Source organism: Faecalicatena contorta (genome assembly GCF_003149105.1).
Taxonomy (GTDB): domain Bacteria; phylum Bacillota; class Clostridia; order Lachnospirales; family Lachnospiraceae; genus Muricomes; species Muricomes contortus_C.
The window spans coordinates 199,692-225,263 of sequence record NZ_QGDS01000006.1 but is presented as its reverse complement, the minus strand read 5'-3'; the positions used below and the strand labels follow the sequence as shown (position 1 = coordinate 225,263).

Annotated in this window: 25 protein-coding genes and 1 other annotated feature; all 25 genes read right to left on the bottom strand. The window is 41.1% G+C overall.

Annotated features, from left to right (window positions below; translation table 11 throughout):
• Nucleotides 1–25: 25 nt before the first annotated feature.
• Nucleotides 26–1,237 (bottom strand): hypothetical protein, encoded by a 1,212-nt coding sequence (locus tag A8805_RS12065; protein WP_109711450.1) that lies wholly within the window; start codon nt 1,235–1,237, stop codon nt 26–28.
• A 224-nt stretch (nt 1,238–1,461) separates the two neighbouring features.
• Nucleotides 1,462–2,490, bottom strand: a complete 1,029-nt coding sequence (locus A8805_RS12060; RefSeq protein ID WP_109711448.1) for a LacI family DNA-binding transcriptional regulator — start codon at nt 2,488–2,490, stop codon at nt 1,462–1,464.
• Between the two features lie 100 nt (nt 2,491–2,590).
• The gene (locus tag A8805_RS12055; protein WP_109711446.1) at nt 2,591–3,583 is read right to left on the bottom strand and encodes an ABC transporter permease; all 993 of its coding nucleotides are present in this window, start codon (nt 3,581–3,583) and stop codon (nt 2,591–2,593) included.
• The gene (locus A8805_RS12050; protein ID WP_109711444.1) at nt 3,576–4,673 is read right to left on the bottom strand and encodes an ABC transporter permease; all 1,098 of its coding nucleotides are present in this window, start codon (nt 4,671–4,673) and stop codon (nt 3,576–3,578) included. Before A8805_RS12050 ends, A8805_RS12055 begins: the two co-directional genes overlap by 8 nt.
• Nucleotides 4,670–6,196, bottom strand: coding sequence for an ABC transporter ATP-binding protein (locus A8805_RS12045; protein WP_181392819.1), 1,527 nt, complete (start codon nt 6,194–6,196; stop codon nt 4,670–4,672). Before A8805_RS12045 ends, A8805_RS12050 begins: the two co-directional genes overlap by 4 nt.
• 182 nt (nt 6,197–6,378) lie before the next feature.
• A complete protein-coding gene (locus A8805_RS12040) occupies nt 6,379–7,554 on the bottom strand; it encodes a BMP family ABC transporter substrate-binding protein (protein ID WP_109711440.1) in 1,176 nt (391 codons plus the stop codon).
• 209 nt (nt 7,555–7,763) lie between these two features.
• Nucleotides 7,764–8,180 carry a stage V sporulation protein AB gene (locus A8805_RS12035; protein WP_109711438.1) on the bottom strand — a complete coding sequence of 139 codons (417 nt, stop codon included), beginning with the start codon at nt 8,178–8,180 and terminating at the stop codon, nt 7,764–7,766.
• Entirely contained in the window at nt 8,140–8,805 is a 666-nt protein-coding gene (locus A8805_RS12030; protein ID WP_109711436.1) for a stage V sporulation protein AA, read from the bottom strand. Before A8805_RS12030 ends, A8805_RS12035 begins: the two co-directional genes overlap by 41 nt.
• Nucleotides 8,795–8,956, bottom strand: coding sequence for a hypothetical protein (locus A8805_RS22135; protein ID WP_181392816.1), 162 nt, complete (start codon nt 8,954–8,956; stop codon nt 8,795–8,797). Before A8805_RS22135 ends, A8805_RS12030 begins: the two co-directional genes overlap by 11 nt.
• A gap of 163 nt (nt 8,957–9,119) precedes the next feature.
• Nucleotides 9,120–9,839 carry an RNA polymerase sporulation sigma factor SigF gene (sigF, locus tag A8805_RS12025; RefSeq protein WP_109711434.1) on the bottom strand — a complete coding sequence of 240 codons (720 nt, stop codon included), beginning with the start codon at nt 9,837–9,839 and terminating at the stop codon, nt 9,120–9,122.
• Nucleotides 9,818–10,273 carry an anti-sigma F factor gene (gene spoIIAB, locus A8805_RS12020; protein ID WP_109711432.1) on the bottom strand — a complete coding sequence of 152 codons (456 nt, stop codon included), beginning with the start codon at nt 10,271–10,273 and terminating at the stop codon, nt 9,818–9,820. Before spoIIAB ends, sigF begins: the two co-directional genes overlap by 22 nt.
• Nucleotides 10,270–10,584: an STAS domain-containing protein gene (locus tag A8805_RS12015; protein WP_109711430.1), complete on the bottom strand. Its 315-nt coding sequence runs from the start codon at nt 10,582–10,584 to the stop codon at nt 10,270–10,272. The genes spoIIAB and A8805_RS12015 overlap by 4 nt, the downstream gene beginning before the upstream one ends.
• Before the next feature lie 144 nt (nt 10,585–10,728).
• Nucleotides 10,729–12,060, bottom strand: coding sequence for a tetratricopeptide repeat protein (locus A8805_RS12010; RefSeq protein WP_109711428.1), 1,332 nt, complete (start codon nt 12,058–12,060; stop codon nt 10,729–10,731).
• Nucleotides 12,061–12,082: 22 nt separating this feature from the next.
• Nucleotides 12,083–12,217, bottom strand: a complete 135-nt coding sequence (locus tag A8805_RS22770) for a hypothetical protein (protein WP_009003938.1) — start codon at nt 12,215–12,217, stop codon at nt 12,083–12,085.
• 18 nt (nt 12,218–12,235) lie between these two features.
• On the bottom strand, nt 12,236–13,516 hold the full coding sequence (locus A8805_RS12005; protein ID WP_109711426.1) for a bifunctional folylpolyglutamate synthase/dihydrofolate synthase: 1,281 nt from the start codon (nt 13,514–13,516) through the stop codon (nt 12,236–12,238).
• A complete protein-coding gene (locus A8805_RS12000; RefSeq protein ID WP_109711424.1) occupies nt 13,513–15,732 on the bottom strand; it encodes an LTA synthase family protein in 2,220 nt (739 codons plus the stop codon). Before A8805_RS12000 ends, A8805_RS12005 begins: the two co-directional genes overlap by 4 nt.
• Before the next feature lie 12 nt (nt 15,733–15,744).
• Nucleotides 15,745–18,396 (bottom strand): valine--tRNA ligase, encoded by a 2,652-nt coding sequence (locus tag A8805_RS11995; protein WP_109711422.1) that lies wholly within the window; start codon nt 18,394–18,396, stop codon nt 15,745–15,747.
• 38 nt (nt 18,397–18,434) lie between these two features.
• Nucleotides 18,435–18,694: a binding site (T-box leader), on the bottom strand.
• 90 nt (nt 18,695–18,784) lie between these two features.
• The gene (locus tag A8805_RS11990) at nt 18,785–19,141 is read right to left on the bottom strand and encodes a hypothetical protein (protein WP_109711420.1); all 357 of its coding nucleotides are present in this window, start codon (nt 19,139–19,141) and stop codon (nt 18,785–18,787) included.
• Nucleotides 19,142–19,261: 120 nt separating this feature from the next.
• Nucleotides 19,262–19,921 carry an ABC transporter ATP-binding protein gene (locus A8805_RS11985; protein ID WP_109711418.1) on the bottom strand — a complete coding sequence of 220 codons (660 nt, stop codon included), beginning with the start codon at nt 19,919–19,921 and terminating at the stop codon, nt 19,262–19,264.
• 14 nt (nt 19,922–19,935) lie between these two features.
• The gene (locus A8805_RS11980) at nt 19,936–21,135 is read right to left on the bottom strand and encodes an FtsX-like permease family protein (RefSeq protein ID WP_109711416.1); all 1,200 of its coding nucleotides are present in this window, start codon (nt 21,133–21,135) and stop codon (nt 19,936–19,938) included.
• On the bottom strand, nt 21,135–22,250 hold the full coding sequence (locus A8805_RS11975; protein ID WP_109711414.1) for an ABC transporter permease: 1,116 nt from the start codon (nt 22,248–22,250) through the stop codon (nt 21,135–21,137). Before A8805_RS11975 ends, A8805_RS11980 begins: the two co-directional genes overlap by 1 nt.
• Nucleotides 22,251–22,280: 30 nt before the next feature.
• Nucleotides 22,281–23,327 (bottom strand): 6-bladed beta-propeller, encoded by a 1,047-nt coding sequence (locus tag A8805_RS11970; protein ID WP_109711412.1) that lies wholly within the window; start codon nt 23,325–23,327, stop codon nt 22,281–22,283.
• 103 nt (nt 23,328–23,430) lie between these two features.
• A complete protein-coding gene (locus tag A8805_RS21955; RefSeq protein ID WP_146199444.1) occupies nt 23,431–23,667 on the bottom strand; it encodes a hypothetical protein in 237 nt (78 codons plus the stop codon).
• A gap of 216 nt (nt 23,668–23,883) precedes the next feature.
• The gene (locus A8805_RS11960) at nt 23,884–24,699 is read right to left on the bottom strand and encodes a thioredoxin family protein (protein WP_109711409.1); all 816 of its coding nucleotides are present in this window, start codon (nt 24,697–24,699) and stop codon (nt 23,884–23,886) included.
• Between the two features lie 632 nt (nt 24,700–25,331).
• Complete coding sequence (locus A8805_RS11955) at nt 25,332–25,571, bottom strand: hypothetical protein (protein WP_109711407.1); 240 nt, start codon at nt 25,569–25,571, stop codon at nt 25,332–25,334.
• Between the last annotated feature and the right edge of the window lies 1 nt (nt 25,572).

Genomic DNA, 25,572 nt, shown 5'->3' with positions numbered 1-25,572 from the left:
TGATTTTTGCATTGCTGTTTTCTTCTTACTCCAAAGCCAGGTCCGGATTATCGGAAAAGTGCTTCAGAATAACAATCGGGTCTGTAGAAGAGTGATTTTCAATCTTAATTCCTTCTTTTGCCGCCTTTTCTGTCACAAAAAATTCATCTTGTGTAAGCTGTCCATAACGGATTAACGCCGGTGATTCTATTTCCCATACCCCAAAGGTCCCATGCCCTTCCAGGCAGATAAGTCCATATGGTGCATTGTCCCTGATTACAACAGTCTGACCCGGCAGGACTGTCAGACGTTTTGCACTTACACAGTCACACTTATAGCAGATCCATTCTTCCACGTACCCTTCATTCATCATTTCTTCCAGCGGGCGCACAGGCTTCGGAGTCATATAGTTATGCTTATGGAAATCAGGATCTATATTTTTCTCCCAGTCAATTACATCCAGCAGATATTCATAATTTCCTTTTTCTTCCTCCGGACAATTCTTCCAGAGAAGGTCTTCTTCCACTATCTGGCCGTTTAAGAGGACTGACTGATACATGGCATATACATCAGATGCGAACTGAGGCTCGTATGTACACAGAGACCCCGGAGCATGCATTACCCCCGGATCCACATGGAATCCTGTATCCGCTTCAAGCTTATAAGCTCTGGAAAGTGATAATATATTGTTGTCACCCTTTGTAAAATTCCTCAGGCTTTCCAGCACCTCTTCCTTTGTGGTCTCCGGAGTAAATCCAAAAAATGTAAACGGAAATTCTCCCCCATGGTTATTCAGCTGCGATGGGAAAAAATACATTTCCGGTTTTCCATCTGCCCCGACCCTGGCCGCGTGTTCTTGCCGGTGGTGGATATGATGGGGAAGTGGTCCTGCATTATCAAAAAACTTAGAAAACATGGCCCAGCGATGATATTTATTCCAAAGAGTTTCCCCAATAATTTCTGCTCCCAGTAGTTCCACCGCGTCTCGTAAAAGTACTTTCTCTTTTCCTTCCCCGTCAATTACAATATAGCTGAGACCTTCATCCTCGGGGGTTCCTGGTCCGTTTTCTGCCCATGTTGTAGAGGAAAGCCATCTTTCATCAATTCCTCCTCTTGTTCCCAAAACCGAATAATCATCCGGATGTAATTTAATTCTTTTTCCAGGTCTGCAAAAAGCTCTTGGTACCCATGTAGGTGCCAGTCTGAATACTCCTTCTCCCTGCTCTAATGCTTTTTCAGCCAAACCTTTCTTATTCATATTTGCCTCCTTGTTCGCTGATATTTATGAATTTTTAATGTTACGTTGTGTTTAGATTATCATTCCAGAAAACGTTCGTCAACCTTTTGTCATATTTTCAGCTTTTTACACATTACAAACACCTTATTTTATTATTTTTAAACAAAAAAACAGCGAACACCGAGAAACATTTTTCAGTGTTCGCTATTTTTTAATTAGTTTATTCTTATCTTAACTACGGCATATTACCAGCCAAATAATTCCCACTCACTTGCCGCCAGTTTATTTGTAGATTTCCGTACAATCAGATTGCACGGAAGCTCTATGTTCTTTTCCTTTGCGTCAGAATCTGTCAGCATCTTTACCGCAATTCTCCCCATTTGGTATGTGGGAACATTAATCGTTGTCAGCGACGGCTCAATCATGGAAGAAACACTCAGATTATCAATTCCCGTCACCGCAAATTCATCCGGTATCTTTTTTCCCTCCGAATGCACTGCCTTAACCGCCCCTATCGCCATCTGATCATTTGCCGCAAATATAGCGGTCATCCCGCTGTTTCGGATAATTAACTCCTTTGCCATCATATATCCACTGTTGGGAGTAAAGTCCCCCTCCGCAACCAGATCTACTGAATATGGTATATCAAATTCGGCAAGGGCCCTCTTATACCCCTGAAGCCGGAACAAAGAAAGTGGGTTATCCATTCTTCCCGCAATATGCCCGATATGCCTGTGCCCCCGCTCAAGCAGCTGATGTGTTGCCATATAAGCATTTTTCTCATGATCCACATATACACTGCCGAAACCAGCTTCCCCAGCCTTTTTCTCAAGCATGACAACGGGAATCTGCCTTTCCAGAAATGTTTGTTTTATGTATCCGAAATATTCCTTTTCCTCTGTAACCGGGCACACTGTATCTATAAGAATTCCGCACAGAGCCTGCTTCCGGATCATTTTCATGAACTTCTTCTCTTTTTCAAAATTAAAATCTGAATTTCCCACAACAAGGATATATCCATTTTCAGCAACTGTATCCTCTATTCCATTCAACAGATTGGAAAAAAATGTACTTGCAATATGCGGCAGTACTACCGCCATGATTTTATCTTTTTTCTTACGTCTCTCTGGCAGCCTATATCCCAATTCCCGGGCGGTTTCCATAACTTTTTCCCTGATTTCTTCACTGACATACTTTCCGCTGTCACTTAGTACTGCAGAAACTGTAGATAAAGATACCCCTGCCCTTTTTGCCACTTCCCGCATTCCCGGCATCTTTGTATCCTCCTCAAACATTTTTTCTTTTTTATAGTACCTTCTCAGCAAACGTTTGTCAATTTTAAAAAACCACCTTTTACGGACAGGTCACCGTTTTTTATCTCTCTTCCCTGAAATAGTTCCGTCCACAACTCTTAGGCTGTGCATGTTCTTTACTTTGCCTCATACTTGTCACAATCAGCACAACAATTGTTGCTACGTAAGGAAACATGTCATAAATCTGGGCCGGAAGTCCTGGTATATTTACGTACATACGCATAATGGTCAAACCGCCAAATACCAATGCTACAAATACTCCCTTGGCAGGGTTCCATGTTGCGAAGATTACAAGTGCAACAGCAAGCCATCCATACCCTGTGACACATCCATGTACCCACACACCAGAAGTCGTAACCATGCTCATATACATACCGCCGATTCCGCAGATGCCTCCGCCCACAATTGTAGCCGTATACTTATATCTGGCAATATTGATACCTGCGGCATCCGCAGTGGCCGGGTCTTCTCCCACCGCTCTGAGGTTCAGTCCAGTGCGGGATTTATTGAAAAACCACGTCATCAATATAGCAATAATAATCGCAAAATATACCAGCCAGTTATATTGAAACAGAAGCTTTCCCAAAACCGGAATATCTGACAGCACCGGAATACGCAGGCTGGAAAACGCAGCTTTTGTCGTGCCGCTTACCGCAACATAACCTCCTGCCTTCAGTCCGATATATTCTCCAAAAAAGTTACCAAATCCAGTACCGAAAATAGTCAGGGTCAAACCAGTTACATTCTGATTTGCACGCAGGGAAATTGTAAGGAAACTGTATATCAATGCCCCGAAAGCCCCCGCTAAAAATGATACAAGAAGTGCGATAACCGCTGACAAAATCCCGCTTGGTGCACCGCCTGATTTTGTGACGGCCTGCTCATAATAATAGGAGCCTGCGAGTCCGGTAATCGCCCCCATGAACATCATACCTTCCACACCCAGGTTCATATTTCCTGATTTTTCTGTCAGAATTTCCCCCAATGCTCCAAGAAGCAGCGGAGTTCCCGCAAGCACTGCTGCTACAAACAAGCTACTTAATGTACTAGCCATGATGTTCCTCCTTTCCTCTGAGAATCAGACGGTACGTAATAAAGAATTCACATCCCAACATGAAGAACAGGATAATTCCTATCAGCAGATCCGATGCAGACGCTGGTATTTTGAAATTTGTCTGAATAGTATTTGAACCTCGCTCCAGCATAGCGATAAATATGGAAACAACCAACATTCCATAGGGATTCATCTTGGCAAGCCATGCCACAGTAATTGCGGTAAATCCGACTCCTCCGGCGGTCCCTTCTGTAATTGTGTAATCTGCTCCCGAAAACTGAAGCATTCCCACAAGCCCGCACAGAGCACCGGACAAAAACATGGTACGCATAAATACTTTACTCACATTAATACCAGCATAGCGGGCAGTATCGTTGCTTTCACCTACAACAGCAATTTCGTATCCCTGTTTTGTTTTGTTAAAATAAAAGTAGGCGGCCACAACCAGAATTAAAGCCAGTATCCAGCCCCAGTGTACTCCCAGTACCTTCGTGAGTCTGGCTCCCGGCACCAGCATAGCAATCTTTGGGAAACTGCTTCCCGGAGCCTTCCATGGGCCATTCATTAAATATTTGATAAACGCCAAAGCAATATAGTTCAGCATCAAAGTAAACAGTGTCTCGTTAGTTCCCCATTTCGCCTTACAGACTGCCGGAAGCAGACCATATAGTCCACCTGCTGCCATTCCTGCCAGAAGCATCAGAATAACCAACGGAAGCTTTGGGAAAATATGTGCGGTAAACAAGCCAAACGCACCTGCTGCCACAGCACCCACCAGTATCTGCCCCTCCGCTCCGATATTCCAGAACTTCATCTTAAATGCAAAAGAAATACCAATTGCAGTAATCAAAAGCGGCACTGCAAGTTTTACCGTCTCATACATTACTGTCTTGGATCCCCATGCTCCTATAACCATTGACTTATATACGGATAGAGGATTGTGTCCCAGAACCAAAATCAACAGCCCTCCCGTTACAAGGGAAAGGAGAAAGGCAATTGCACGGATTTCCCAGGCTTTTTTAGGGGAAACTGCATCCCGCTTTACCATACGGATCAGAGGTTCTTTGATCTGTGTTGACTTCACTTTCATACGTCCTCCTCCTCTTTCTGTTCATTTACCTGTATCATCATCAGACCGATATCTTCCTTCGTTACCTTCCTTGGGTCTACGATTCCACTGACCCGTCCTCCGCATAGAACCATAACGCGGTCTGACAGCTCCATCAGCACATCCAGGTCCTCTCCGATAAAAATAACGGCTACCCCTTTTTTCTTCTGCTCATTCAGCAAATCGTAAATTCTGTATGAGGAATTGATATCCAGCCCACGCACAGGGTATGCTACAATCAGAACCGAAGGACTAAGTGCAATTTCTCTTCCAAGCAGCACCTTCTGGACATTTCCGCCTGACATTCTTCCTACCGGTGTTTCAACTCCAGGGGTAACAATCTCCATCTCTTCAATTAACTGCTCTGCCACCTTTTTCGGTGTTTTCCTGTCTACGAACAGACCTTTGTTATTTTTGTAGCTCCTCAGCATGACATTATCCGTCATATCCATCCCAGCCACAAGCCCCATGCCAAGTCTGTCCTCAGGTACGAATGCCATAGAAATACCTTTTCCTACAATCTGGTCCGGTGTCAGGCCCAGAATAGATTCTTTAACCGGACCATCCTCACGTTCATCAGTATAAAGAACAGCACCGCCTATTGTAGGATACAATCCTGCAATAACCTCACAAAGCTCCTTTTGGCCACTTCCTGCAATCCCGGCAACACCCAATATTTCACCACTGTAAGCAGAAAAAGAAACATTATCAAGGGCTTTGATTCCATCTCCATTGAGACAGGTTAAATCAACCACTTTAAGCCTTTTCTCCCCCCGCTCTAACTGGGGTCTCTCGATTTCAAGGCTGATTTGCCTTCCTACCATCATCTCTGTAAGCTGATCCTGGTTCGTTCCGGATGTCTCAACAACACCTATGTACTCACCCTTCCTGAGGATTGCCACCCGGTCTGAAATAGAAAGCACCTCATGTAGCTTGTGAGTAATAATGATAATCGATTTCCCATCTGCTTTCATATTGCGGAGCACCGCAAATAATTTCTCCGTCTCCTGAGGTGTAAGTACTGCGGTCGGTTCGTCCAGTATGAGAATATCAGCCCCTCTGTACAATACTTTCAAAATCTCTACAGTTTGCTTCTCAGACACCGCCATATTATAAACCTTCTTAGACGGATCAATTTCAAACCCATAGCGGGAAGCCAGCTCTGCTACCTTTTTATTAAGCTCTTTCCGGTTTACCGTGACCTTTCCATCAAGACCAAGCACAATATTCTCTGCAGCCGTCAGGACATCCACCAGTTTAAAATGCTGATGGATCATTCCAATCCCCAAGTCAAATGCATCCCTTGGCGACCGGATTGTCACCGGTGTTCCATGAATGTGTATCTCGCCGTAATCTGGGAAGTAGATACCAGAAAGCATATTCATCAGTGTGGTTTTACCACTTCCGTTCTCTCCAAGAAGCGCCAGTATCTCTCCGTTTCTCAACTCCAGGTCAACATCCTTGTTGGCAACAACTTTTCCGAATGTCTTCGTAACATGATGCATCTTTACAGCATAATCTGTAGTCTCACCCAAGTCTTTACCCTCCTTCTCCTCTTGCTGTTCTGGAAATTACAGGAAACCTCTTATAATCCCCAAAACAGAGCCGTTAAACAACGGCTCTGTCAATGAACTGAACTTATCCTCCCAGGAACCTAACGTACCTTTTCTGAACAGATACAATCTAACTATTCAACTACGTTACATCCATCAATAATATAATTCCAAGCTGGTGCAGATGCGTCAACCTGTTCTTTAAAGTAATCGCCTTCTGCAACTTCAATTTTCTCGCCATCCGGATTTACACCCTTTAAAGGACCTGCAAATACATGAAGTTCGCCAGCTTTGATTGCCTCTGCTGCTTTATCAATTGCTTCCTGAGTTCCCTCCGCAGCAATGTCTTCATTCAGAGGTGACAGATAAACTGCGTCGTCCGCCAGTCCTTTGCACCAGTCAACCGGAATTTCCTTACCCTCAATCACATTCCGTACTGCTTCTGTTACATAAATACCCCAGTCAATACGTGCGGAAATCAGAGAAGCCTTAGGAGCTGCTTCAATCATATCATTGTTGTATCCAACCTGATATGCACCGTACTCTTCTGCTGTTGTTGCAGGAGCTGTAGAGTCAGAATGCTGGGAAATCACATCACAGCCGCGCTCAATCAGAGCTTTTGCAACCTGAGACTCTACGGTTGGGTCGTTCCATGAATTTGTATACATAATATCCATTGTCACATCCGGATTTACACTCTTAGCACCAAGGTAAAATGCTGAGTATCCGCTGATTACCTCTGCAAATGGAAACGCAGCAACATAACCAAGTTTATTTGATTCTGTCTTCAGACCTGCTGCAATACCTGCTAAATAACGAGCTTCATAAATAGATGCAAAATAGTTGTGCATATTGCTCAGCCCTGAACTTGCCGCCTGGAATCCAGTAGCATGACAGAACTGTATGTCCGGATACTCTGCTGCAACTTCTTTTACATAATCTTCAAATCCAAAGCTTGTTGCAAAAATAATGTTGCATCCTGCATCCACCAGCTCTCTTAAAGCGGTATCACATTCTGCACCTTCAGGAACATTGAACTTGTTGATGATCTGGTCATCACTTATCCCTAACTCCTCCTGCATCTCTTTTGTTCCCAAGTCATGGTTGTAAGTATACCCCATATCACTTGCATCAGAAACATGTACAAATCCAATTTTGATGTCTTCTGCTGCAATCCCTTCTGATGCTTCTGTCTTTGTATCTTCAGAATCAGAACCGCCTGTTTCTGCCGCCGGCTTCGCGCCGCATCCAGCCACCATAGTGATGACCATTGTCGCACACAGTAATGCGCTTAAAATTTTCTTTTTCATAACTTTCTCCTCCTGCAAAAAAACTGGCTACCCGTATCAGAAATGTATTCCGTCATTGGATAGCCTTTTTTATAGTTGAATTTTACACCGACACAGGAAATAAGTCAAGCTCTCTGTTCTGTTTTCTAAATATCTGTTCTGTTTTTTAAATATTTGTTCTGTTTTTTAAATATTTTTTACAATTCCGCTATGAAAATTTTCACTTTTCTCTACCAGCCCTTGTAGAAAAAAAGAAATGATCCGATTCCTTTTCCAATTGCTATACTTAATATAAAAATTGAAATATAACGCACAATTTTCAGCCTTCGTAAAAAAATTGGAAATAGATTTAATATTTCAGCCAAAGCCATGGCCCAGCACCCGACAAAGACACCGGACAGTGTTCCAAATACAGGAAGCAGCCATGCACCATACGGAATGTGTATCTGAAACACGAAAACCAGATTTCCTGCAATCCCTCCCAGTGCCACACAATCCTCATACAGCAGTATTCTATCTGCCGTATTGGTCCGGTCTGCAAAATCTGCTGCGATTCCAAGTCCTATGATAAATGCAAACAAACCCCCCGCGACTACCAGTCCTCCGCTAATTCCGATGACTGCTAATATGATTTGATTTACCCACATCCAGCTCCTGCTCCCTTCTTGATGCATCCTCTATCAAAGTGGTCTGGATATCATTTTCATAAAGCCGCATCTGTACCTCCATTGGAGTCGGGTCTACTGTAAAGCGCTTTTTTCCGAAATGATTGAAGAACACAAGAATGCCTATGGTAATTCCTATAGAATACGTGACTTCCAGTATGGTGAATCCATCCGATGTACTTCCCGTCACATATTCATAAATCTGGGAAAAGAGCTTTGCTGTAGCTACATCATTATTAAATGCCATAATAGAAAAAGCAGCACCGCAGAATGTAATCAAAGCTACACAGGCTGTTTTTACAACATGCATGAACATTGGAGGTGTCTTCTGCTCCTCATAAGTGATGATGATATCCTGCTCACCCATATTTTGAATCTCCAGACCAGGATATTTTTCATGGATACAGGCAATAATTTTTAATATAGAAATAACAAAACGCTGCTTCCCCTGATTTGGTATCTTCAGAATTTTCAGCGTTTTTAGTTTGGGAATAAGCTCCTTATTGCTGCACTCCATTGACACAATATCCCCCAGAGTAACATCCATTTTTTGTACCTCTACATTTCTGTCACCTTTGAGATACACCGTATCATGATTAACAGCCATAATATTCCACCTTCGGTCCCTGAATTAAAGTACCCTCATTACTTCTGGCCGGAATGCTTCCGCTGAAATAATAATAAAAAATACCAATCACAATTGCCACCAGCACAATGGTAAGCAGACAAATACGGATTTTCCTTCTTCCATCTTCCATGACTGCACCTAACCTTTCTTTAAATACTAATAATGCTGGTTTACCTTATGGCAGACCAGCATTATTTTAAAGTTAGTATTTGGAATTCCCCGAAAAATATACAAAAACTTTTTATCACAGTTCAGTCATGCAAATGCCCGATGACATTTCATCCCGTTTTCCGTTAAAAGCTCCCCAGTTTCCGCAGATTTTCAATAATCCGCTTCTCCATCCTGGATACCTGAACCTGGGAAATTCCCATCTTCCTCCCTACCTGGGATTGTGTCTCATCCGCAAAATACCGCAGGTAAATCAACTGCCGCTCTTCTTTATCCAGGCTCTCCAGCAGTTGAGCAAGCAGCATGTGATCCAGTATTTTTTCTTCCTTCCTCTCTTTTTCCTCCAGCTTATCCACAAGGCGGATTTCATTTCCTTCTTTTTGGTGAATAGGCTTGTACAAAGAATCTACCTCGCCGCCTGCTTCCATAGCCTGTACAATTTCCTCCCGGTCTACTTCCATGATTTTCGCCAGCTCGTCCAGCGTAGGCTCACGTCCCAGTTTGGCTATAAGTTCTTCTCTTTTCTGAAAAATTTTATATGACAATTCTTTTAAAGAACGGCTTACTTTTATCATACCGTCATCTCTAAGAAAACGTTTAATTTCTCCCGATATCATGGGGACTGCATATGTGGAAAATTTCACTTCATAGGACAAATCAAATTTATCAATGGCTTTGAGCAGTCCGATACTTCCAATCTGGAACAAATCTTCTGCTTCTGTCCCTCTTCCATAAAATCTTTTTACTACACACCATATCAATCCTACATTTTCTTCTACTAATTGTTCTCTCGCTTCTTTATCTCCATCGTGTGATTTTTTAATTAGAGCGATTGTGTGGTCCATAACTCCCTTCCTTTTCCGATGGTTTTTTTCATCTTTACCGAAGTTCCTTTCCCCAGTTCTGACTCAACTTCTACCTGGTCCATAAAGGCTTCCATAAAGGCAAATCCCATTCCGGAACGTTCCAGCTCAGGCTTACTGGTATATAAAGGTGTCATGGCCTGTTCCACGTTCTCTATCCCTATGCCGCTGTCTCTTACTTCCACCGTAAATTGCTGTCCTTCTATTTTGCAGCGGATGGAAACCTTATGTATTTTACTCTCATAACCGTGAATGACTGCATTTGTCACTGCCTCAGATACCGCCGTTTTTACATCCGAAACTTCCTCCACCGTAGGATTCAATTGGGTCATGAATGCTGCCACTGCCACTCTTGCAAATCCTTCATTGGATGAATAGCTGTCAAAAATGATCTCCATTTCATTTGTGTTTTTCATGCTTCGTCCTCCTCATATATCTGCATTATTTTTGTCATCCCTGACATAGTCAGTATTTTTTTTATTCTGGCATTGGCGTGCACCGCCCAGATCTCCCCGCCCAGCAGACGGATAATCCTGTACCTTCCCATAATAATTCCAATTCCTGAGCTGTCCATAAAATCTGTGTTTTCAAAATCAAAAATTACAAATTTAATGTGATTCCGCTCAATCAATGCATCCGCATTTTTTCTCATATCTTCCGCATTGTGATGGTCTACCTCTTTAGGCAGGTAAATTGTCAGGCAGTTTTCCTGCACCTGATACTTCATATTACTCCTCCTCTATTTTGCATTATACTGTTCCAGGCTTTGATGCGCTCCCCGCCCGCCTGTCCTCTTCTTCATGTATTATATCTTTTTCTCCATTAGAAAAAGGATATGTAATTTTTACATATCCTCATCTTTCGTACGTTGTTAATCCTCATCTCCGCCTTCGGAAATTGTATCCAGACTATTCTGGGCTTCCTGTGCATTCTCTGTATCCGGGAACAATTCAACCACACGCTTCAAATATTTTCCAGCATTGTCGTTATCCCCATTCCTTTGATATGCAAGCCCCAGGTTCAGCAGAGCACCTCCGCTGTCATAGTTTTCATCCATTTGTACCACCTTGCCAAGGGATGATATAGCAGTATCGTAATTCGCCACATCAAAAGATTCCATTCCACCTGAATACAAGGTCTCACATGCTGCGGGAAAGATATCTCCTGAAAGCTGGTCATACAATGTCTGTCCGCCCTCTCCCAAAGCATCTCTATTTACATTCAAAAGAGTATCCGCCATAACGTCAGATGTATAACTTCCAGAGTTGAACTGGCTGGATACTGTCATCAGATTTTCATAACTTTCGGAAGTGCTGGCTGCATTCTTGGCAGAAGCCTCAGCATCTGCATCATTTTGCCGGTACTGGTCCAGGGTCCTTGTCTGGGCACTGACCTGAGCTTCCAGCCCATTAATACGCTCACTGTATTCTACAATTTGCTTATTCACACTATCCGCTTTTGCCTCATTCACAGCCGGTGTTATTAAAAACCATACGATTGCGGCTCCAATCACCGCACCCACCACAATGTTCATCACCGTGAACTTCGCTGCCAATGCCTTGAGTCCTCCGTATTTGGGCTGGATAATTGTTTCATTGCCCAGGCTGTATTCTACGGCGTCTTCCGTCTTAGACTTTTCATCCTTCGCTTTTCTTCCGCGAAGATTCGCCATCTCGTGCATATAACGCAGGGTCATGTCATTGGTTGTATCCATCTTTCTGGCAATCCGCAGTACCTGTCTTGCCTTGGCGTATTGCTCCGTATGAAGATAAAGCAGTGCCAGAAGCTGATATGCCTTTAAAAACCTGGGATGTGCCGTCACAATCTTCTTTAACTGGATAATCGCCAGATCTTCGCCATTCTGGCTGCAATATACAAGACATTGATTGTATCTCTTTACAGCCTGGTCAATAATCTCCAATTCACTGGCAGATTCCTGAACCTTACTTATAAAATAGTCGGCCATGTTATCTCTGGGCCTCAAGTTCTTACTGATAATCCACTCAACCAGCCCCTCCGCTACTTCTCCGCGTCCATAATAGACAAGACCCAAAAGATTTCTGGAGGCAATATTTTCTCTATTGTATTGTAAGCTCCGCCTAAGAGAGACGATTGCACCGGACATATCCCTTATCTGTGCTTTCCTCAGGCCATCGTTATACCAATAGTTAGACTGGTATAAGATTTTCTTCGTATAGTCCATCTATGCTCACCATTGTCTTTCTTTATTTCGTCTGATCCATAACTTCTCTCAGAAGGTCCGTCATATCCGACAAGTCTTCCTGATACACCGCATCTTCGATGTCTTCCACTTCCAGGCTTGGTTTGAACTTCTTGAGTTCTTCTTCGTAGTCCAGCATTACGCAGCCTCCTTTTACCTAATAACAGTTAATCAATGCTTTCATCATCCCTGCCAGATAAAGAGACCCCAGGCAATATATTTCCCTGTGCTGCTGATTCTCCAATACGAATTGAAGTGCTTCCGCTAAAGACTCTCTTATAAAAACAGGTTTGTCTGTATATTTTCTGAAAATATGCTGCAATTCTTCCATGGGTGCAGCACGCTCATCCTCAATCGGGATAAGTACATAAAAGTCTGTTTTCAGATTCCTGCACAGGCAGGCAATCATTTCCTCGTATTCCTTATCACGTACCGCAGAAAACAAAATAATATTTCCTTCTTCTTTGTCCGGCACACTCCTGACAAAATTCTCTACTGCACTAATGTTGTGTGCACCATCTACATAGACACCGGGCAGAACCTCTTCCATGCGCCCTTCCCATTTTACTTGAGACAGGGCTTTTCTCCAAAGGTCCGTCAAACCGTCCCTGTCAAAGATTAAACGCATAATCTCCATTGCCAGATAAGCATTTCCCGGTTGATAAATTCCAATGTTATTTAAAGTCCATGCTGTATCTCCATAATACGCATTTACACAGGAAAAAGCAATATGTTTATCCTGGATTCCCAGAATTTCGTACGCGTCTTTCCCTATTTTTTTACACGGTGCCCCAAGCTTGGACGCCCTTTTTTCAATCACATGGTTGCTCTTTTCACAGGTATCGGAGTAAAAAACAGGCACTCCTGGTTTTATAATTCCCGCTTTTTCAAAAGCAATTTTTTCCACCGTATCACCCAGAATTGCAGTATGGTCCAGCCCTATGGAGGTAATTGCAGTCACAAGGGGTTTTTCAATGGAATTGGTGGCATCCAGACGCCCTCCAAGACCGGTCTCCAATACAATATATTCCACACCTGCCCTTCCAAATGCTGTCATAGCCATGCCAAATAAAAATTCAAAAAAGGTAGGATGAGGCAGTCCCTCTTTCTGCATTTCTTCCACTTTTTCCATGACACATTCAAATAGCCCGAGAAATGTCTCGTCGGAGATTTGCCTGCCGTTTAGAATAATTCTCTCATTCATCTTTACAAGATGGGGAGAAACAAACAGCCCCACTGTCTTTTTTTGCGCCAAAAGCATGGTACTGAGATAAATACAGACGGACCCTTTCCCGTTGGTTCCCGCCACGTGAAGAACCTTGCGCTCCTTCTCTGGGTTTCCCAGGTAAGTCAGAAACCGGCGGGTATGTTCCGGCTTATTCTTTTTCGTAAACCTGGGGATTTTTAAGATATAATCTACTGCTTCTTCATATGTCACTTCTTATCACCCTCATCAGGCTCCACAAATGCGTTCCTTCCCGGTTCAACATCATTCCACTTAGGGGGAAGTTCTGTAAGTTTTCCATCCTTATATTCATACTCTCTGGATGTACGGAAAATCGTATCACTGGACCCAACCTGGTTCACCTGCACAATATCTCCGTCCTCCAGCTTCGAGCCCTTCAAATCAATTCTTGTATTATTTAGAAACGTACTGGTTTGTTTTTCTCCATTTATATAGATTTTGCTCTGTTTCGTAAAATTTTCACCATAAATACTGTAGGTTCCGTCCAACTGGGATACCAGTTCCGTAATAGTCGTATCTTTCACGCCCATTGCCATGTGTCCCTCTGTAATCGGCTTTCCACTGTCCTCATAGACATATTGCTTACCATATAAAATATCATACTGCAGAATCTCCAAGTCAGACAGATAATTCTTTGTCTGCCTTCTCTGCTGGTGGTAATTGAATACTGTACCGGAGTGAATGTCCAGCCTCTCGAATACGTCGGCCATAATCTGGTAGGAAGCAACATTTCTGTCTTCCTTTTCAAGTCCGATATTATCCCATATAACATAATTCGTATTATAAAGATATCTTCCCTTTAAATCCTTGGCCTCAAGCCCCATCGTCGGCAAATGGTCCCCGTAAAATACAATGACAGTGGGCTCCCCGCGCTCCTTTACTGCCTCTACAAGGCTGCCTGCAAATTTATCCATTTCATGTACTTCGTTTATATAGTACTCCCACGCGTTGCGCTGTCCTTCATCCTCTACACCGCTTACTGTGATTTCCGGATTTTCAATCATCTTTTCCGTGGGATATTCTCCATGTCCCTGTACACTGACCGCAAACACAAAATCCTGCTGTTCCGTGGTATCCATGGATTCCAAAATATTCGGGACCAAAATATCATCTGTCGCCCAGCCCTTTGGTGTAGTCTGAAGGATATTCATGAACTCCTTGCTCGTAAAATGGTCAAATCCCATGTGATTGAAAACCTGGGCGCGGCTATAAAAATTACCACCGTTATTGTGAAGTGCTTCTGCTCCATAGCCAAGGCTTCCCAAAGCCGTAGCTGCACTTTCCAGCACATTTGTCTTCGCATAGGTCTTATATGGATATTCCCCCGGTCCAAAGAACCGCATACTCATCCCCGTCAGCACCTCAAACTCTGTGTTGGCCGTCCCCGCACCTACAGAAGGAACCTTAAAATATCCATTGGAATGTTCCTGGTACATCTTCCTGAGATTTGGAATCGGATCTTCCGAAAACTGCAGCCATTCCACCTCTGTAGGGTCAAAATAGGATTCAAGCTGTACGAAAATGATATTTGGAAGTTCCTCTTCCTCCATGCCGGTCCCGCTCTTTGCAATGTCACCGTTATTACTGATATTTCTCATGGTTTCTTCGCCATATCCTGATGGTTCCGATATACCAGTATTAAAAATGCTTGCTGTAAAACAATACGGAAAACCATAGTCTTCGTATGCAAAAGCAATGTTTCCAAAGTAATTAGAAACGACACGTTTATCAATCGCCACATTTGTAAGGAAAACATATGCTCCCATCCAGAACACTACGCCAATCAAGGAGATAATCCGATACATTCTGCCGGTATACTGTCCTCCTCTGCGCCACATGGAAATAACCCAGAGTACAACTGCCGCAATACCAATAACCAGTAAAATCAACTCAAAGGGACTGAAATAATTCCCCGTTAATTCCAGTGCATCTGAAAGCACCTTTAAGTCCTGGGCATTAAAAGGAGTCACCCGCTTCAGAAGCAGATATCCATTACAGGTTCCCAAAAACAGCCAGAATATGCTCAGCAGGATTCTGGCGAAAACCCTCCGCCTGACCAGAAATACAATCGAAAATGTAGCAAATACCAAAAACGTATTAAATAAAAATACCTTAGGCGCCCCCAGCATATAATCCCATGCCTCAAATAAGGAATGCCTTGATATTACTTCTATAAAAAAATTCAGTACACTTGCAAGCAGGAAATGAAGAATAAGAGATATCTTATTCATAAACCTGTATACGGGCTGCATCTTCTGAGCAAAACGGCTGTTGCGGCGCTGCTCGAGAACCTGCTGGCGCCGCTTTCTTTTTGCTGTCCAATACGCTTTGATATCTTCCTGATTTAAGTTTTTAATTTTATGAAATAAGCCTTTTATATCAGGTTTCCTGATTTGAATGTGTTTCATTTATGACCTCTCTTATGATGGATTCAAGCCTGTCATTCTCTCCTGCACTTGCTTTAGCATCTGAGCGTACTTCTCCAGTTTTTGTCTTTCTTCCTGTACCTTCGCCTCCGGAGCTTTGCTGATAAACCGCTCATTGGCAAGCATTCCCTCTGCTCTTGCAATCTCCTTTTTCAGCTTTTCTTCTTCTTTTTTCAGCCGCTCCATCTCCTGCTGGAAATCAACCAGGTCTTCCAAAGGAAGATAAACTGTAATCTCCGGAACAACAATAGAAACTGCATCTTCACCCACACCCTCTTTCCGGGTACTGATGAAAATCTCTGCCGCATTCATAAGAGGTTTTACAAAATCCGTAAGAGTCTCCATGCCGCTGCACAGTCCTTGATCTTCACTTATAATAAACACCTTTGTTTTACGGCTGTTCTCTACATTCATCTCTGCCCGGATATTACGGATACCACGAATAACTTCTTTCATATGGTCCATAAGATTCTCAGAGGATGCAAAATTCCACTCCAGATTATATACAGGCCATTTTGAAATCATCAAAGATTCTTCTTCAGGAACAAGAGCACTATAAATTTCTTCTGTTACAAAAGGCATGAATGGGTGGAGCATCTTCAGTGCCTGACCCAGTACCGTTTTCAGAGTCCACAGGGCACAGTTAGCCGCCTGGGGATCTTCTTCCTTATGGTAAATGCGGTATTTCGCAATCTCGATATACCAGTCACAGAACTCATCCCAAATAAAATCATATACCTTCTGTACTGCAATACCAAGCTCAAATTTATCCATATTTTCTGTCACGTCTTTTGCCAGAGTATTTACTTTGGATAAAATCCATTTATCCGCTTCAGTCAGCGTACTAACATCGGGCTGTGTCAATTGTTCATTTTCAATATTCATAAGGATGAAGCGTGAAGCATTCCATACCTTATTTGCAAAGTTCCTGCTTGATTCTACCCTTTCATGGTAGAAACGCATATCATTTCCAGGTGCATTTCCTGTTACCAGCGTAAGCCGGAGTGCATCTGATCCATACTGGTCAATGACTTCCAGGGGATCAATTCCATTTCCCAGGGACTTACTCATCTTGCGCCCCTGTGAATCTCTCACAAGCCCATGAATCAGAACTGTATGGAACGGAGATTTTCCCGTATGCTCATATCCTGAGAACACCATGCGGATTACCCAGAAGAAAATAATATCATATCCTGTTACCAATACATCCGTGGGGTAGAAATAATCTAAATCCTCTGTTTTGTCCGGCCACCCAAGTGTGGAAAAAGGCCACAGTGCAGAGCTAAACCAGGTGTCCAGTGTATCTTCATCCTGAGTAAAATGAGTTCCTCCACAGTATGGGCATGTATCAGGCATCTCTCTTGCCACTACAAATTGCTTACATTCGTCACAATAATAAGCCGGGATTCTGTGTCCCCACCAGATTTGTCTGGAAATGCACCAGTCTTTGATATTCTCCAGCCAGTGCAGGTAAATTTTATCAAAACGTTCCGGCACAAATTTAAGTTCTCCGGTCTTTAATGCATTGATTGCCGGCTTTGCCAGCTCTTCCATCTTTACAAACCACTGCTGTTTAATAAGCGGTTCTACTGTTGTAGTACATCTGTCATGGGTTCCTACATTATGAGAATGAGGTTCTATTTTCACCAGGTATCCCTGTGCTTCCAAATCCTCTACAATTGCTTTTCTTGCTTCATAGCGTCCCATACCTGCATATTTGCCGCCCTTTTCGTTTATGGTAGCATCATCATTCATAACATTAATTTCTTCCAGGCTATGACGCTTTCCAACTTCAAAATCATTAGGGTCATGAGCAGGCGTAATCTTTACAGCACCTGTTCCAAATTCCTTATCAACATAGTAATCGGCTACAATTGGAATTTCCCTGTTTACAAGAGGAAGTACTGCTGTCTTTCCTACAATGTCTTTATAACGCTCATCATCCGGGTGTACTGCAATTGCAGTATCTCCCAGCATTGTCTCAGGCCGTGTAGTAGCAATCTCTAAAAACCGGTCTGTGCCCATAACCGGATACTTGATGTGCCAGAAAAAGCCATCCTGCTCCTCATGCTCAACCTCTGCATCAGATAAAGATGTCTTACAGACCGGACACCAGTTGATAATTCTGGAGCCTTTATAAATATATCCTTTTTCATATAACCGGATGAATACTTCTTCCACTGCTTTAGAACATCCTTCATCCATGGTAAAACGCTCTCTGTCCCAGTCGCAGGAAATTCCCAATTTCTTCAACTGGTTCTCAATAGCTCCGGCATATTCTTCCTTCCACTGCCAGGTTCTCTCAAGAAATCCTTCTCGGCCCAATTCCTTTTTATCAATGCCTTCTTCCTTTAGCTGATTAGTAACTTTGACTTCTGTAGAAATCGCAGCATGGTCCGTTCCCGGTATCCACAGTGCATTATATCCTTCCATCCTTTTATAGCGGATTAAAATATCCTGAAGAGTATTATCCAGAGCATGTCCCATATGCAGCTTTCCCGTAATATTCGGCGGCGGCATTACAGTTGTAAAAGGCTTTTTGCTCCTGTCTGCCTTTGCATGAAAATATTTGTTCTCACACCATTTTTCGTACAGCTTTTCTTCAATTTCTTTCGGATTATAAGTTTTTGCCAGTTCCTTCCCCATCATTTCCTCCTTTTATATGAAAAAGCCCTTTACAATATGTAAAGGGCGTAATCTACGCGGTACCACCTTAATTTTATGCCTTCCTTAACTAACGGACCAAAGAATATTCCTGGCGGCCAGTCAACGGGACATCTCTAAAGTCCTGTAACGCGGACCATTCCGGGATATCCTACTCGTCCATTCAGATATCCGGTTCAGAAGCTACCTTCCATAATACTTTTCTGAAACCGTCTTTCAGCCAGCGGACGGTTCTCTCTGACATGAGTTATTATGTACTCCTCTTCCTCAGCACCTTTATATATTAATAAAATGTTAAGTTTATATGAACTACAAACTATGATAGCTTTCAGATGCTGATTTGTCAAGGTTTTTAGTAAATCTTAATAATTCAGACTTTTCTAAAATAGAAAAAATCAATGGTCTCTTTTGTAATGGTCATATAAGGATTTCCTAATCTGCCTCTAACCTGTTCTGTAACCTCCTTATAAGCATTCCAGTATTCCGCCTCACTTTCTATCTCAACAGGGCTCCTTGTACTTATAACTGAAAACATTACACTACCTGAAATGTCGCCTTGTGTTTCTGGTGTAACAGAATGACCTGCATAAATACTTCCCGAAACATAGATATTGCTCTCCTCATATATCTTATCTGCCGTTACCTCCCAGATATTTGCAATAGCTTCTGCTGTATAGTACTCTGCATCAAGTCCAAAAAATGATGTTGCATAACGTTCTGTAATCATAGCTCACCATTCATATATTTTTATAACAATATATGTATTTCTCGCGGAATTATGAAATACTAGTTCCTGAAAATCAGAGTGGAATTCAGAATTAAGAACTGAGAAAGTCTGGTTTATATCTCATATTATTTTTCCATCCTCCATTTCAATTATTCGTGTACTGTATTTACTCAGCACAATATCATGTGTCACCATGATAACTGCAACTCCCTGCTCATGCAGCCTCCTTAGTGTTTGCATCACAATAGCACCATTCTTCTGATCCAGACTCCCTGTAGGTTCGTCCGCCAAAATAACCGCAGGATTATTTGCAATTGCTCTTGCAATTGCAACTCTTTGTTTTTCTCCCCCTGAAAGTTGTGAAGGATATTTTTTTACTTTCTCTGTTAAGTCTAAATCTTCTAATAGTTTTAGAGAAACTTTTTCCCGCTCCTTCTTCCCGATACCAGCATAGCCGAGAGGAACACATACGTTTTCGACTACATTTAATTCCGGTATTAAATGATACTCCTGAAATATAAATCCAAACTTTTTATTCCGCAGCTTTGCAAGATTACTTCTGCTTAAGCCAGCAACATCAATCCCATCCAGCTCATAGCTCCCTCCGGTGGCGTTATCAAGTAGCCCTAATATATTCAATAATGTGGTTTTTCCACAGCCTGATTTCCCCAAAATACATACAAACTCCCCTTGTTCAATTCTCAAGTTAAGTTTCTTTAAAACCTGTGTCTCCACACCTTTCCCATAATATGTTTTACTAAGCTCTTTTACACATATCATAACACTCCTCCAGCCTAACATTTATCCTGGATTAATTCCATTGTTCTTTTAAAATAAAATTTCTGTATCGTAGCAGTAGATACAATAACCGTAATCATCATGCACACAATAGCACTTATTCCCACTGTCTGCCAATGCCCTGTCATTTTGACTATTCCTGTTAAAAATGAAGTAAAATTGTACGTCAGCACAAAGCCGCCCACACAACCTAATGCTGTTCCTCCTAGACAGACAACAAATACTTCCACAGCAATTTCCATCATAATTACAGGAATCCCCGCACCACATGCTTGACATATTCCAAGCTCTCGTTCCCGCTTCCCCAATAACATCCTGAAAATAGAGATAGAGGCCACTAAAAGTGTTGCCAGCATTAACACTCCTATTTTATTTATGGCGTTAATATCAAGCTTTGTTTGATAAGTATCATTCTGCAACTCAGCAGTGGGCGAATAAAACTTATAGCCATAGTAATCACCATGCCTTTCAGAGAGATGCTGAATAATGCCATCCAGTACATACTCCACATTGGCAATATGTTCCGACTTAATCCCTAATTGAAATCCTCCCATATGAAACGGCGTCCTGTCAAGTAATGATTCCATTTCCGTGATGGGAAACAAAATAGCCTTAGTAAATGCAATACCTTCATCTCTTTTCTCGAATTTAAGTGTTTCACCGTCTAGTTGAGCTGATAAATCTTTTATTTCAAAATACTTTTGCTGATCCATTTCTGTATTTAAAACAATCCTTGTTTGCTCAAGTAATATTTGCCCTATACCAAGTCGGGCTCCATCATTTCTTATTTGGTTTTTAATGTATTTTCCCATATAAACATATTTCGGGTTCAAACCATATTTTTGAAAGTCAACAAAGAGAAGGTCATACTCGACTATATGATCTTTCTCAATAATAATATCTGGTATATCTATGAAAAAAAATGCATCATCCCCTGCAAGCATTTGGATATACTCATAATCCTTTAAATCGATGGGTAGGTTCGTCAGGGTAGTCTCTTCTCCTGTTTCAGATATCCGTAAAAGATAATCTGTTTCCAATGACCGCCAACCATCTTCCTTCTTTTGTATAGAATATGACAGATTACTGGAATACACATACAGACTCATACCTACCGCCATCTCGACAATAAGCAGCAGATAAATTGCTTTGTGGCGCATCAGCATAAAACCTGCCTTTCTAAAGACGTAACTCATCACACTTCCTCCAATGTAAACATGCCGCTGATTTGGTGCCTTTTCAAATTATGTATCACTGCAAAAGCAATCATTGTGCTGGTTCCGAAAGAACCAATCAAGGTCACTATCACTACAAAATGGTCAAAAAGAATAATTTTATCCAAAAAAAACATCTTAGCTAAAGGGCTAATAGTAAGAAACACAAGTAAATCTGCCGCCAAAGTTATGCACATGGTTTCTATTAAGTAGCAGATCCCAACTTCACGAGCACTAATTCCAAGAGCCATTTTAATCCCAATCACTTTCCGTTCCCTTTGCATTTTGCCTATAATAATAATCGTTTCATTTATTAAAAAAAATAATACTGCGCCAAGGGCTATAATCGCCCTGAGAGTTTTCCAGCGTGCCACGGAATGAATTGCCTGTTGATACAGTTCTTCCCCCGTAGTCGTAAAAAGTATTTTCGCCTGTTCATCCTTCGCTTGTATCATAGCTGAAACATCTGAAATAAATTGGTCTTTATCCTGATTTTCCTTCAGCATAAATGTTCCAGAATACTGCATTTCCATTCCACTTTGTCCATATATCTTTTCCATCATAGTCAACGGAATTATGATATGACTTCTGACCACAGTATCTGCAATCACCCCCACAACCCTTAATTCATGGTTGTTTATTCGAACCACATCTCCTACACCACAATGATATTTCTTTGAACTCTCCATGTCCAGCAGACACACTGCATCCCCCCGTTTCAATTCTTTGTGAGTAATTACTCTGCCTCTTACGTGGGGCATATCCTCAAAATGGTTTTCGTCCCTGCCTACAATCGTTAACGGAAGACTATCCCAGTCCAGAACAACTTCTTGATACATTCCTTTTACGGAATATACACCCGGAACATCAAAACCGGTCGTCTCAAAAGATGAACTAAGCCAGTCTATTTGCACAGTATTCTCCATTCCCTCGAATAAATAGACCTCCAGAAAAGTATCTATAAATCGATAATTTGCAACACAGAGCACCGGCAGCAGCAACCCAATATAAAAGGACACCACATATAACAAGTAACGCTTTCTCAAATGTATCATATGTTGAATCGTCTGATGTCCCAAATAACCCATTTTTTTCATGGCATTTCTCCATTTGTTAAATTTACCCGTTTATTCCTCTGGAGAGCATCGAAAAATAATCCCATTTTTCGGCGATGTCACATAATAGTCCCCAGCACTGCTTACAGAAAAATTTGGAATTCCGCTTATTCCCAAAACCTCTTCATCAAGTCCTTCCATAATAGCCACTGTCGATGTGTATCTTCCATCCATTTCAAAGGTAAATAAGCTTGCATTACCTACCGACAAGGCTACAATCCCGGCTTCATTGATAAGAAAACTGGTCGTGTCTGTCATTGACATAACACTGCATTTTAATTCAAAATCTCTTATCTCATCATTCACTAAAAACAGATAGTTGTCTCCTCCGCCACGATAGCTCAAACTATCATCTTTTTTAAGGTATGTTTTAATTGAAGTATTCATAGCATATATCTTTTCCTGATAATTATAAAGTGGCCCATAAAAATTTTTTCCAATTACTATAGGCTCTGTCGTGCCCGCTGTATACAAATGTACCTGATCACTAGTAAACGAAAAGCCATTCAAATAAATCCCCTTTTTGCTAATTGCCATATTTTGGTATACAAAGTGGGGATCATTCGGATCCGCATGTTTCGTCTTTATTTCCTCTACATAATTCAAATTCTCATCCAGTATCTGGACTCTGTAATTTTTTTCATCAAGAATATAAACTTTATTCTCATATCTTATAATTTCTCCAGGACTCATAAATTCAAGCGGACCATTTCCGGTTTCACCTATTTTGCGAATCACATTGCCTTCAAAATCCGTTACTACAAGCCTGTCATTCTCCCTATCCGTTATAAGAATATCCTGCTCTCGGCACAAAATTCCAACAGGATTGTCCACTCCATCAATTTTTAACTTTTCTACTTTGTAGTTATCTTTATATATATGTGTAAACTTCGAAAGGTCTTCCTCTACCTTTCTATCTATTTCCTTGGCATCCTCGATTGGCAGAATATAATCTTCAGATTCTTTTATCATTTCTTTATATAACTCTGAGCCTGAATTACAGGCAGACATAGAAAAAATAATCATAATCAAAAGGCATAACAATATTTGTTTTCTCATATGCAAATCCTCCCTGATTTAAATTCCTGTAAAACTGTTGAGAAAATAATTATAGTTTTCGTCAAGTGTTCCAATTCACATACACGCCCTATTTATGCTTTATTTAGTTAAATTTACTTATGTTCAGTATTTTACTATTATAAACAACTACATGAAACAAATACACGTTGTTGATGTGTCTCTGTGTAAGTAGTGCCGTTATCGCGAACACACGTTCTTTTGTAATATTCCATTTGGTATTTTCTATAATATCCGCCTGGGCAGAGATCAATTGAACAATATGGTGCTCCTGAGTATTGATATATCCACCCGCTACATCCAGCCATTGGTTGAACGTCATTCTGAATGTCACTTTGTTTCATGCCTACTTCTCCCGAGGCACTTTCGCCCGCTGCAAATACAGTCATACTCGTTGCCATAACAGCAATAACAAGCATGCATGCAAAACTGTTTTTCCTTAGTCTCATTTATCAATACCTCCTTATGTATATTGTATATGTGACTGGAACACTCAACATCATCTAACCCAAATCAGGAAAATGGTATTTCGGCGCATCTATAAAAGTATCTGCTTTAAATCTTCCAGTGTGTTCTCTCCAACAAATTTGTACTCATCCTGTTCTAAAATTAGGAAACTCGGATACCATTCGATATCATAAATTATACCAAACACGTTGCTTACATCCACATATTCATGTTCACCATATGACTCCTCCGTATACACAGTCAATATATTATACTTTTCTTGTATATGATTATCCCATAACATTTCCTCTGCCTTTTCGCAATCCGGACACCCCTCCATTGCAAAATATATCAATATCGGCTTGTTATTTCCCTCTACCTTTACTGAAAGATAACTGTTTGTCCTATCAATAATATGTTCTTTAGAAATGTCCTCAAAACTCAATATTTTTTTCATAACTTTTTCAACATTATCAGTCATCAACACAATTTCATCTTTATCATCCAATATAAAATAAGTAGGATAAGGATTTGATAACTTTATATTGTCCAACACATATTGATTATCACTGGGAACGCCTGCCTTTTTTTCAATATTTGTACTTGGTCTCTGTCTCCACAAAATATTTACACTTATATCCTCACTTAAAATAGAACTCATCCGTTCGGCAACGGTAAAACTCTTTATACAGCTTTCGCAATACGGATCAATATAAAATACAATTTTATATTTTTGAGCGCTATTTTTTTTTTCCTTTTCATTATTTAATGCTACACAGGATACACTCGAAAAAGAATCACCATACTGTAAAAATACTTCATTATCTGGTTTCTCTTTAACCTTAAGTATTACCGCTCCAATTCCTAACACACATAACATAAGACCAAAAATTATTTTTTTCTTCATTTCTCCACCATCCTAGTCTCCATTAGGTACATAATTTGACTGAATCCTCTTCTGCACAGCACAACACGCTTTTCTGTTATTCTCTATTTGTTTCCACTTACTATAGTAATTATATGTCTTTTTAATTAACTCGTCAATGACAACTATTAACTTTTTTAGTTAATAGTTGTCATTGATAGATTTGGAGGAAAATTCCTCCCACTTTTATGCGGAATGGAAATTACTTCTGAAAATCTGTGGAGTAGAAATTAACTTGAAAGTTGATAAAAAATGTCGGATTTGTATAACCCATGAGAATTACAAAACTTCTATGAGTCGCGTCCTGATCTCCCCCGTTACAATGATTGACTCCGTTGAAAGCACAAAAGGTGAAAAGTTCCTTTTGATAATCCACTTTGTAAAAGCAGAATATAAGTGGGAATATCCCAAAGAGGACCCATTAAGAAACTAACAAAATCAGTCTCCTAATATGGTTTTGCACCTCTATTTTACCATATCTGAGTCTAATTTTGTTAGTTTATCAACAGGTCCAACTTGAAATTCTCTGATAAGTATAGCTTACTTTGAAATTTAACCAATAGTTGTGGTTTTCAGCGCATTACAGTAAATAGTTTTCACACTAGTAACTGTCATTACACATTAATCCATTCCGAATCCACCCAATATCCACGAGTCTCATTCCACCTACGATATTGAAGTTGTCCATTATGAACCCTGTATTTCTTAACAATTGAATCTGCATATGGCACAATACCTGCACCTTCATTAATTGTCTTAGTAATCGTGACAGCAGCTGCATCCACATCTACTATAGGAGTTAAAAAACTCAACCCCATTACCAATAATAAAAACCATTTATTACCCCTTCTCATA

Excerpts from the sequence above, each read along its gene's own strand:
- A8805_RS12065 (WP_109711450.1), bottom strand. The coding sequence starts at position 1,237 with ATGAATAAGAAAGGTTTGGCTGAAAAAGCATTAGAGCAGGGAGAAGGA.
- A8805_RS12060 (WP_109711448.1), bottom strand. The coding sequence starts at position 2,490 with ATGCCGGGAATGCGGGAAGTGGCAAAAAGGGCAGGGGTATCTTTATCT.
- A8805_RS12055 (WP_109711446.1), bottom strand. The coding sequence starts at position 3,583 with ATGGCTAGTACATTAAGTAGCTTGTTTGTAGCAGCAGTGCTTGCGGGA.
- A8805_RS12050 (WP_109711444.1), bottom strand. The coding sequence starts at position 4,673 with ATGAAAGTGAAGTCAACACAGATCAAAGAACCTCTGATCCGTATGGTA.
- A8805_RS12045 (WP_181392819.1), bottom strand. The coding sequence starts at position 6,196 with ATGCATCATGTTACGAAGACATTCGGAAAAGTTGTTGCCAACAAGGAT.
- A8805_RS12040 (WP_109711440.1), bottom strand. The coding sequence starts at position 7,554 with ATGAAAAAGAAAATTTTAAGCGCATTACTGTGTGCGACAATGGTCATC.
- A8805_RS12035 (WP_109711438.1), bottom strand. The coding sequence starts at position 8,180 with ATGTGGGTAAATCAAATCATATTAGCAGTCATCGGAATTAGCGGAGGA.
- A8805_RS12030 (WP_109711436.1), bottom strand. The coding sequence starts at position 8,805 with ATGGCTGTTAATCATGATACGGTGTATCTCAAAGGTGACAGAAATGTA.
- A8805_RS22135 (WP_181392816.1), bottom strand. The coding sequence starts at position 8,956 with ATGGAAGATGGAAGAAGGAAAATCCGTATTTGTCTGCTTACCATTGTG.
- sigF (WP_109711434.1), bottom strand. The coding sequence starts at position 9,839 with ATGGACCACACAATCGCTCTAATTAAAAAATCACACGATGGAGATAAA.
- spoIIAB (WP_109711432.1), bottom strand. The coding sequence starts at position 10,273 with ATGAAAAACACAAATGAAATGGAGATCATTTTTGACAGCTATTCATCC.
- A8805_RS12015 (WP_109711430.1), bottom strand. The coding sequence starts at position 10,584 with ATGAAGTATCAGGTGCAGGAAAACTGCCTGACAATTTACCTGCCTAAA.
- A8805_RS12010 (WP_109711428.1), bottom strand. The coding sequence starts at position 12,060 with ATGGACTATACGAAGAAAATCTTATACCAGTCTAACTATTGGTATAAC.
- A8805_RS22770 (WP_009003938.1), bottom strand. The coding sequence starts at position 12,217 with ATGCTGGACTACGAAGAAGAACTCAAGAAGTTCAAACCAAGCCTGGAA.
- A8805_RS12000 (WP_109711424.1), bottom strand. The coding sequence starts at position 15,732 with ATGAAACACATTCAAATCAGGAAACCTGATATAAAAGGCTTATTTCAT.
- A8805_RS11995 (WP_109711422.1), bottom strand. The coding sequence starts at position 18,396 with ATGGGGAAGGAACTGGCAAAAACTTATAATCCGAAAGAAATTGAAGAA.
- A8805_RS11990 (WP_109711420.1), bottom strand. The coding sequence starts at position 19,141 with ATGATTACAGAACGTTATGCAACATCATTTTTTGGACTTGATGCAGAG.
- A8805_RS11985 (WP_109711418.1), bottom strand. The coding sequence starts at position 19,921 with ATGATATGTGTAAAAGAGCTTAGTAAAACATATTATGGGAAAGGTGTG.
- A8805_RS11980 (WP_109711416.1), bottom strand. The coding sequence starts at position 21,135 with ATGAGTTACGTCTTTAGAAAGGCAGGTTTTATGCTGATGCGCCACAAA.
- A8805_RS11975 (WP_109711414.1), bottom strand. The coding sequence starts at position 22,250 with ATGAAAAAAATGGGTTATTTGGGACATCAGACGATTCAACATATGATA.
- A8805_RS11970 (WP_109711412.1), bottom strand. The coding sequence starts at position 23,327 with ATGAGAAAACAAATATTGTTATGCCTTTTGATTATGATTATTTTTTCT.
- A8805_RS21955 (WP_146199444.1), bottom strand. The coding sequence starts at position 23,667 with ATGACGTTCAACCAATGGCTGGATGTAGCGGGTGGATATATCAATACT.
- A8805_RS11960 (WP_109711409.1), bottom strand. The coding sequence starts at position 24,699 with ATGAAGAAAAAAATAATTTTTGGTCTTATGTTATGTGTGTTAGGAATT.
- A8805_RS11955 (WP_109711407.1), bottom strand. The coding sequence starts at position 25,571 with ATGAGAAGGGGTAATAAATGGTTTTTATTATTGGTAATGGGGTTGAGT.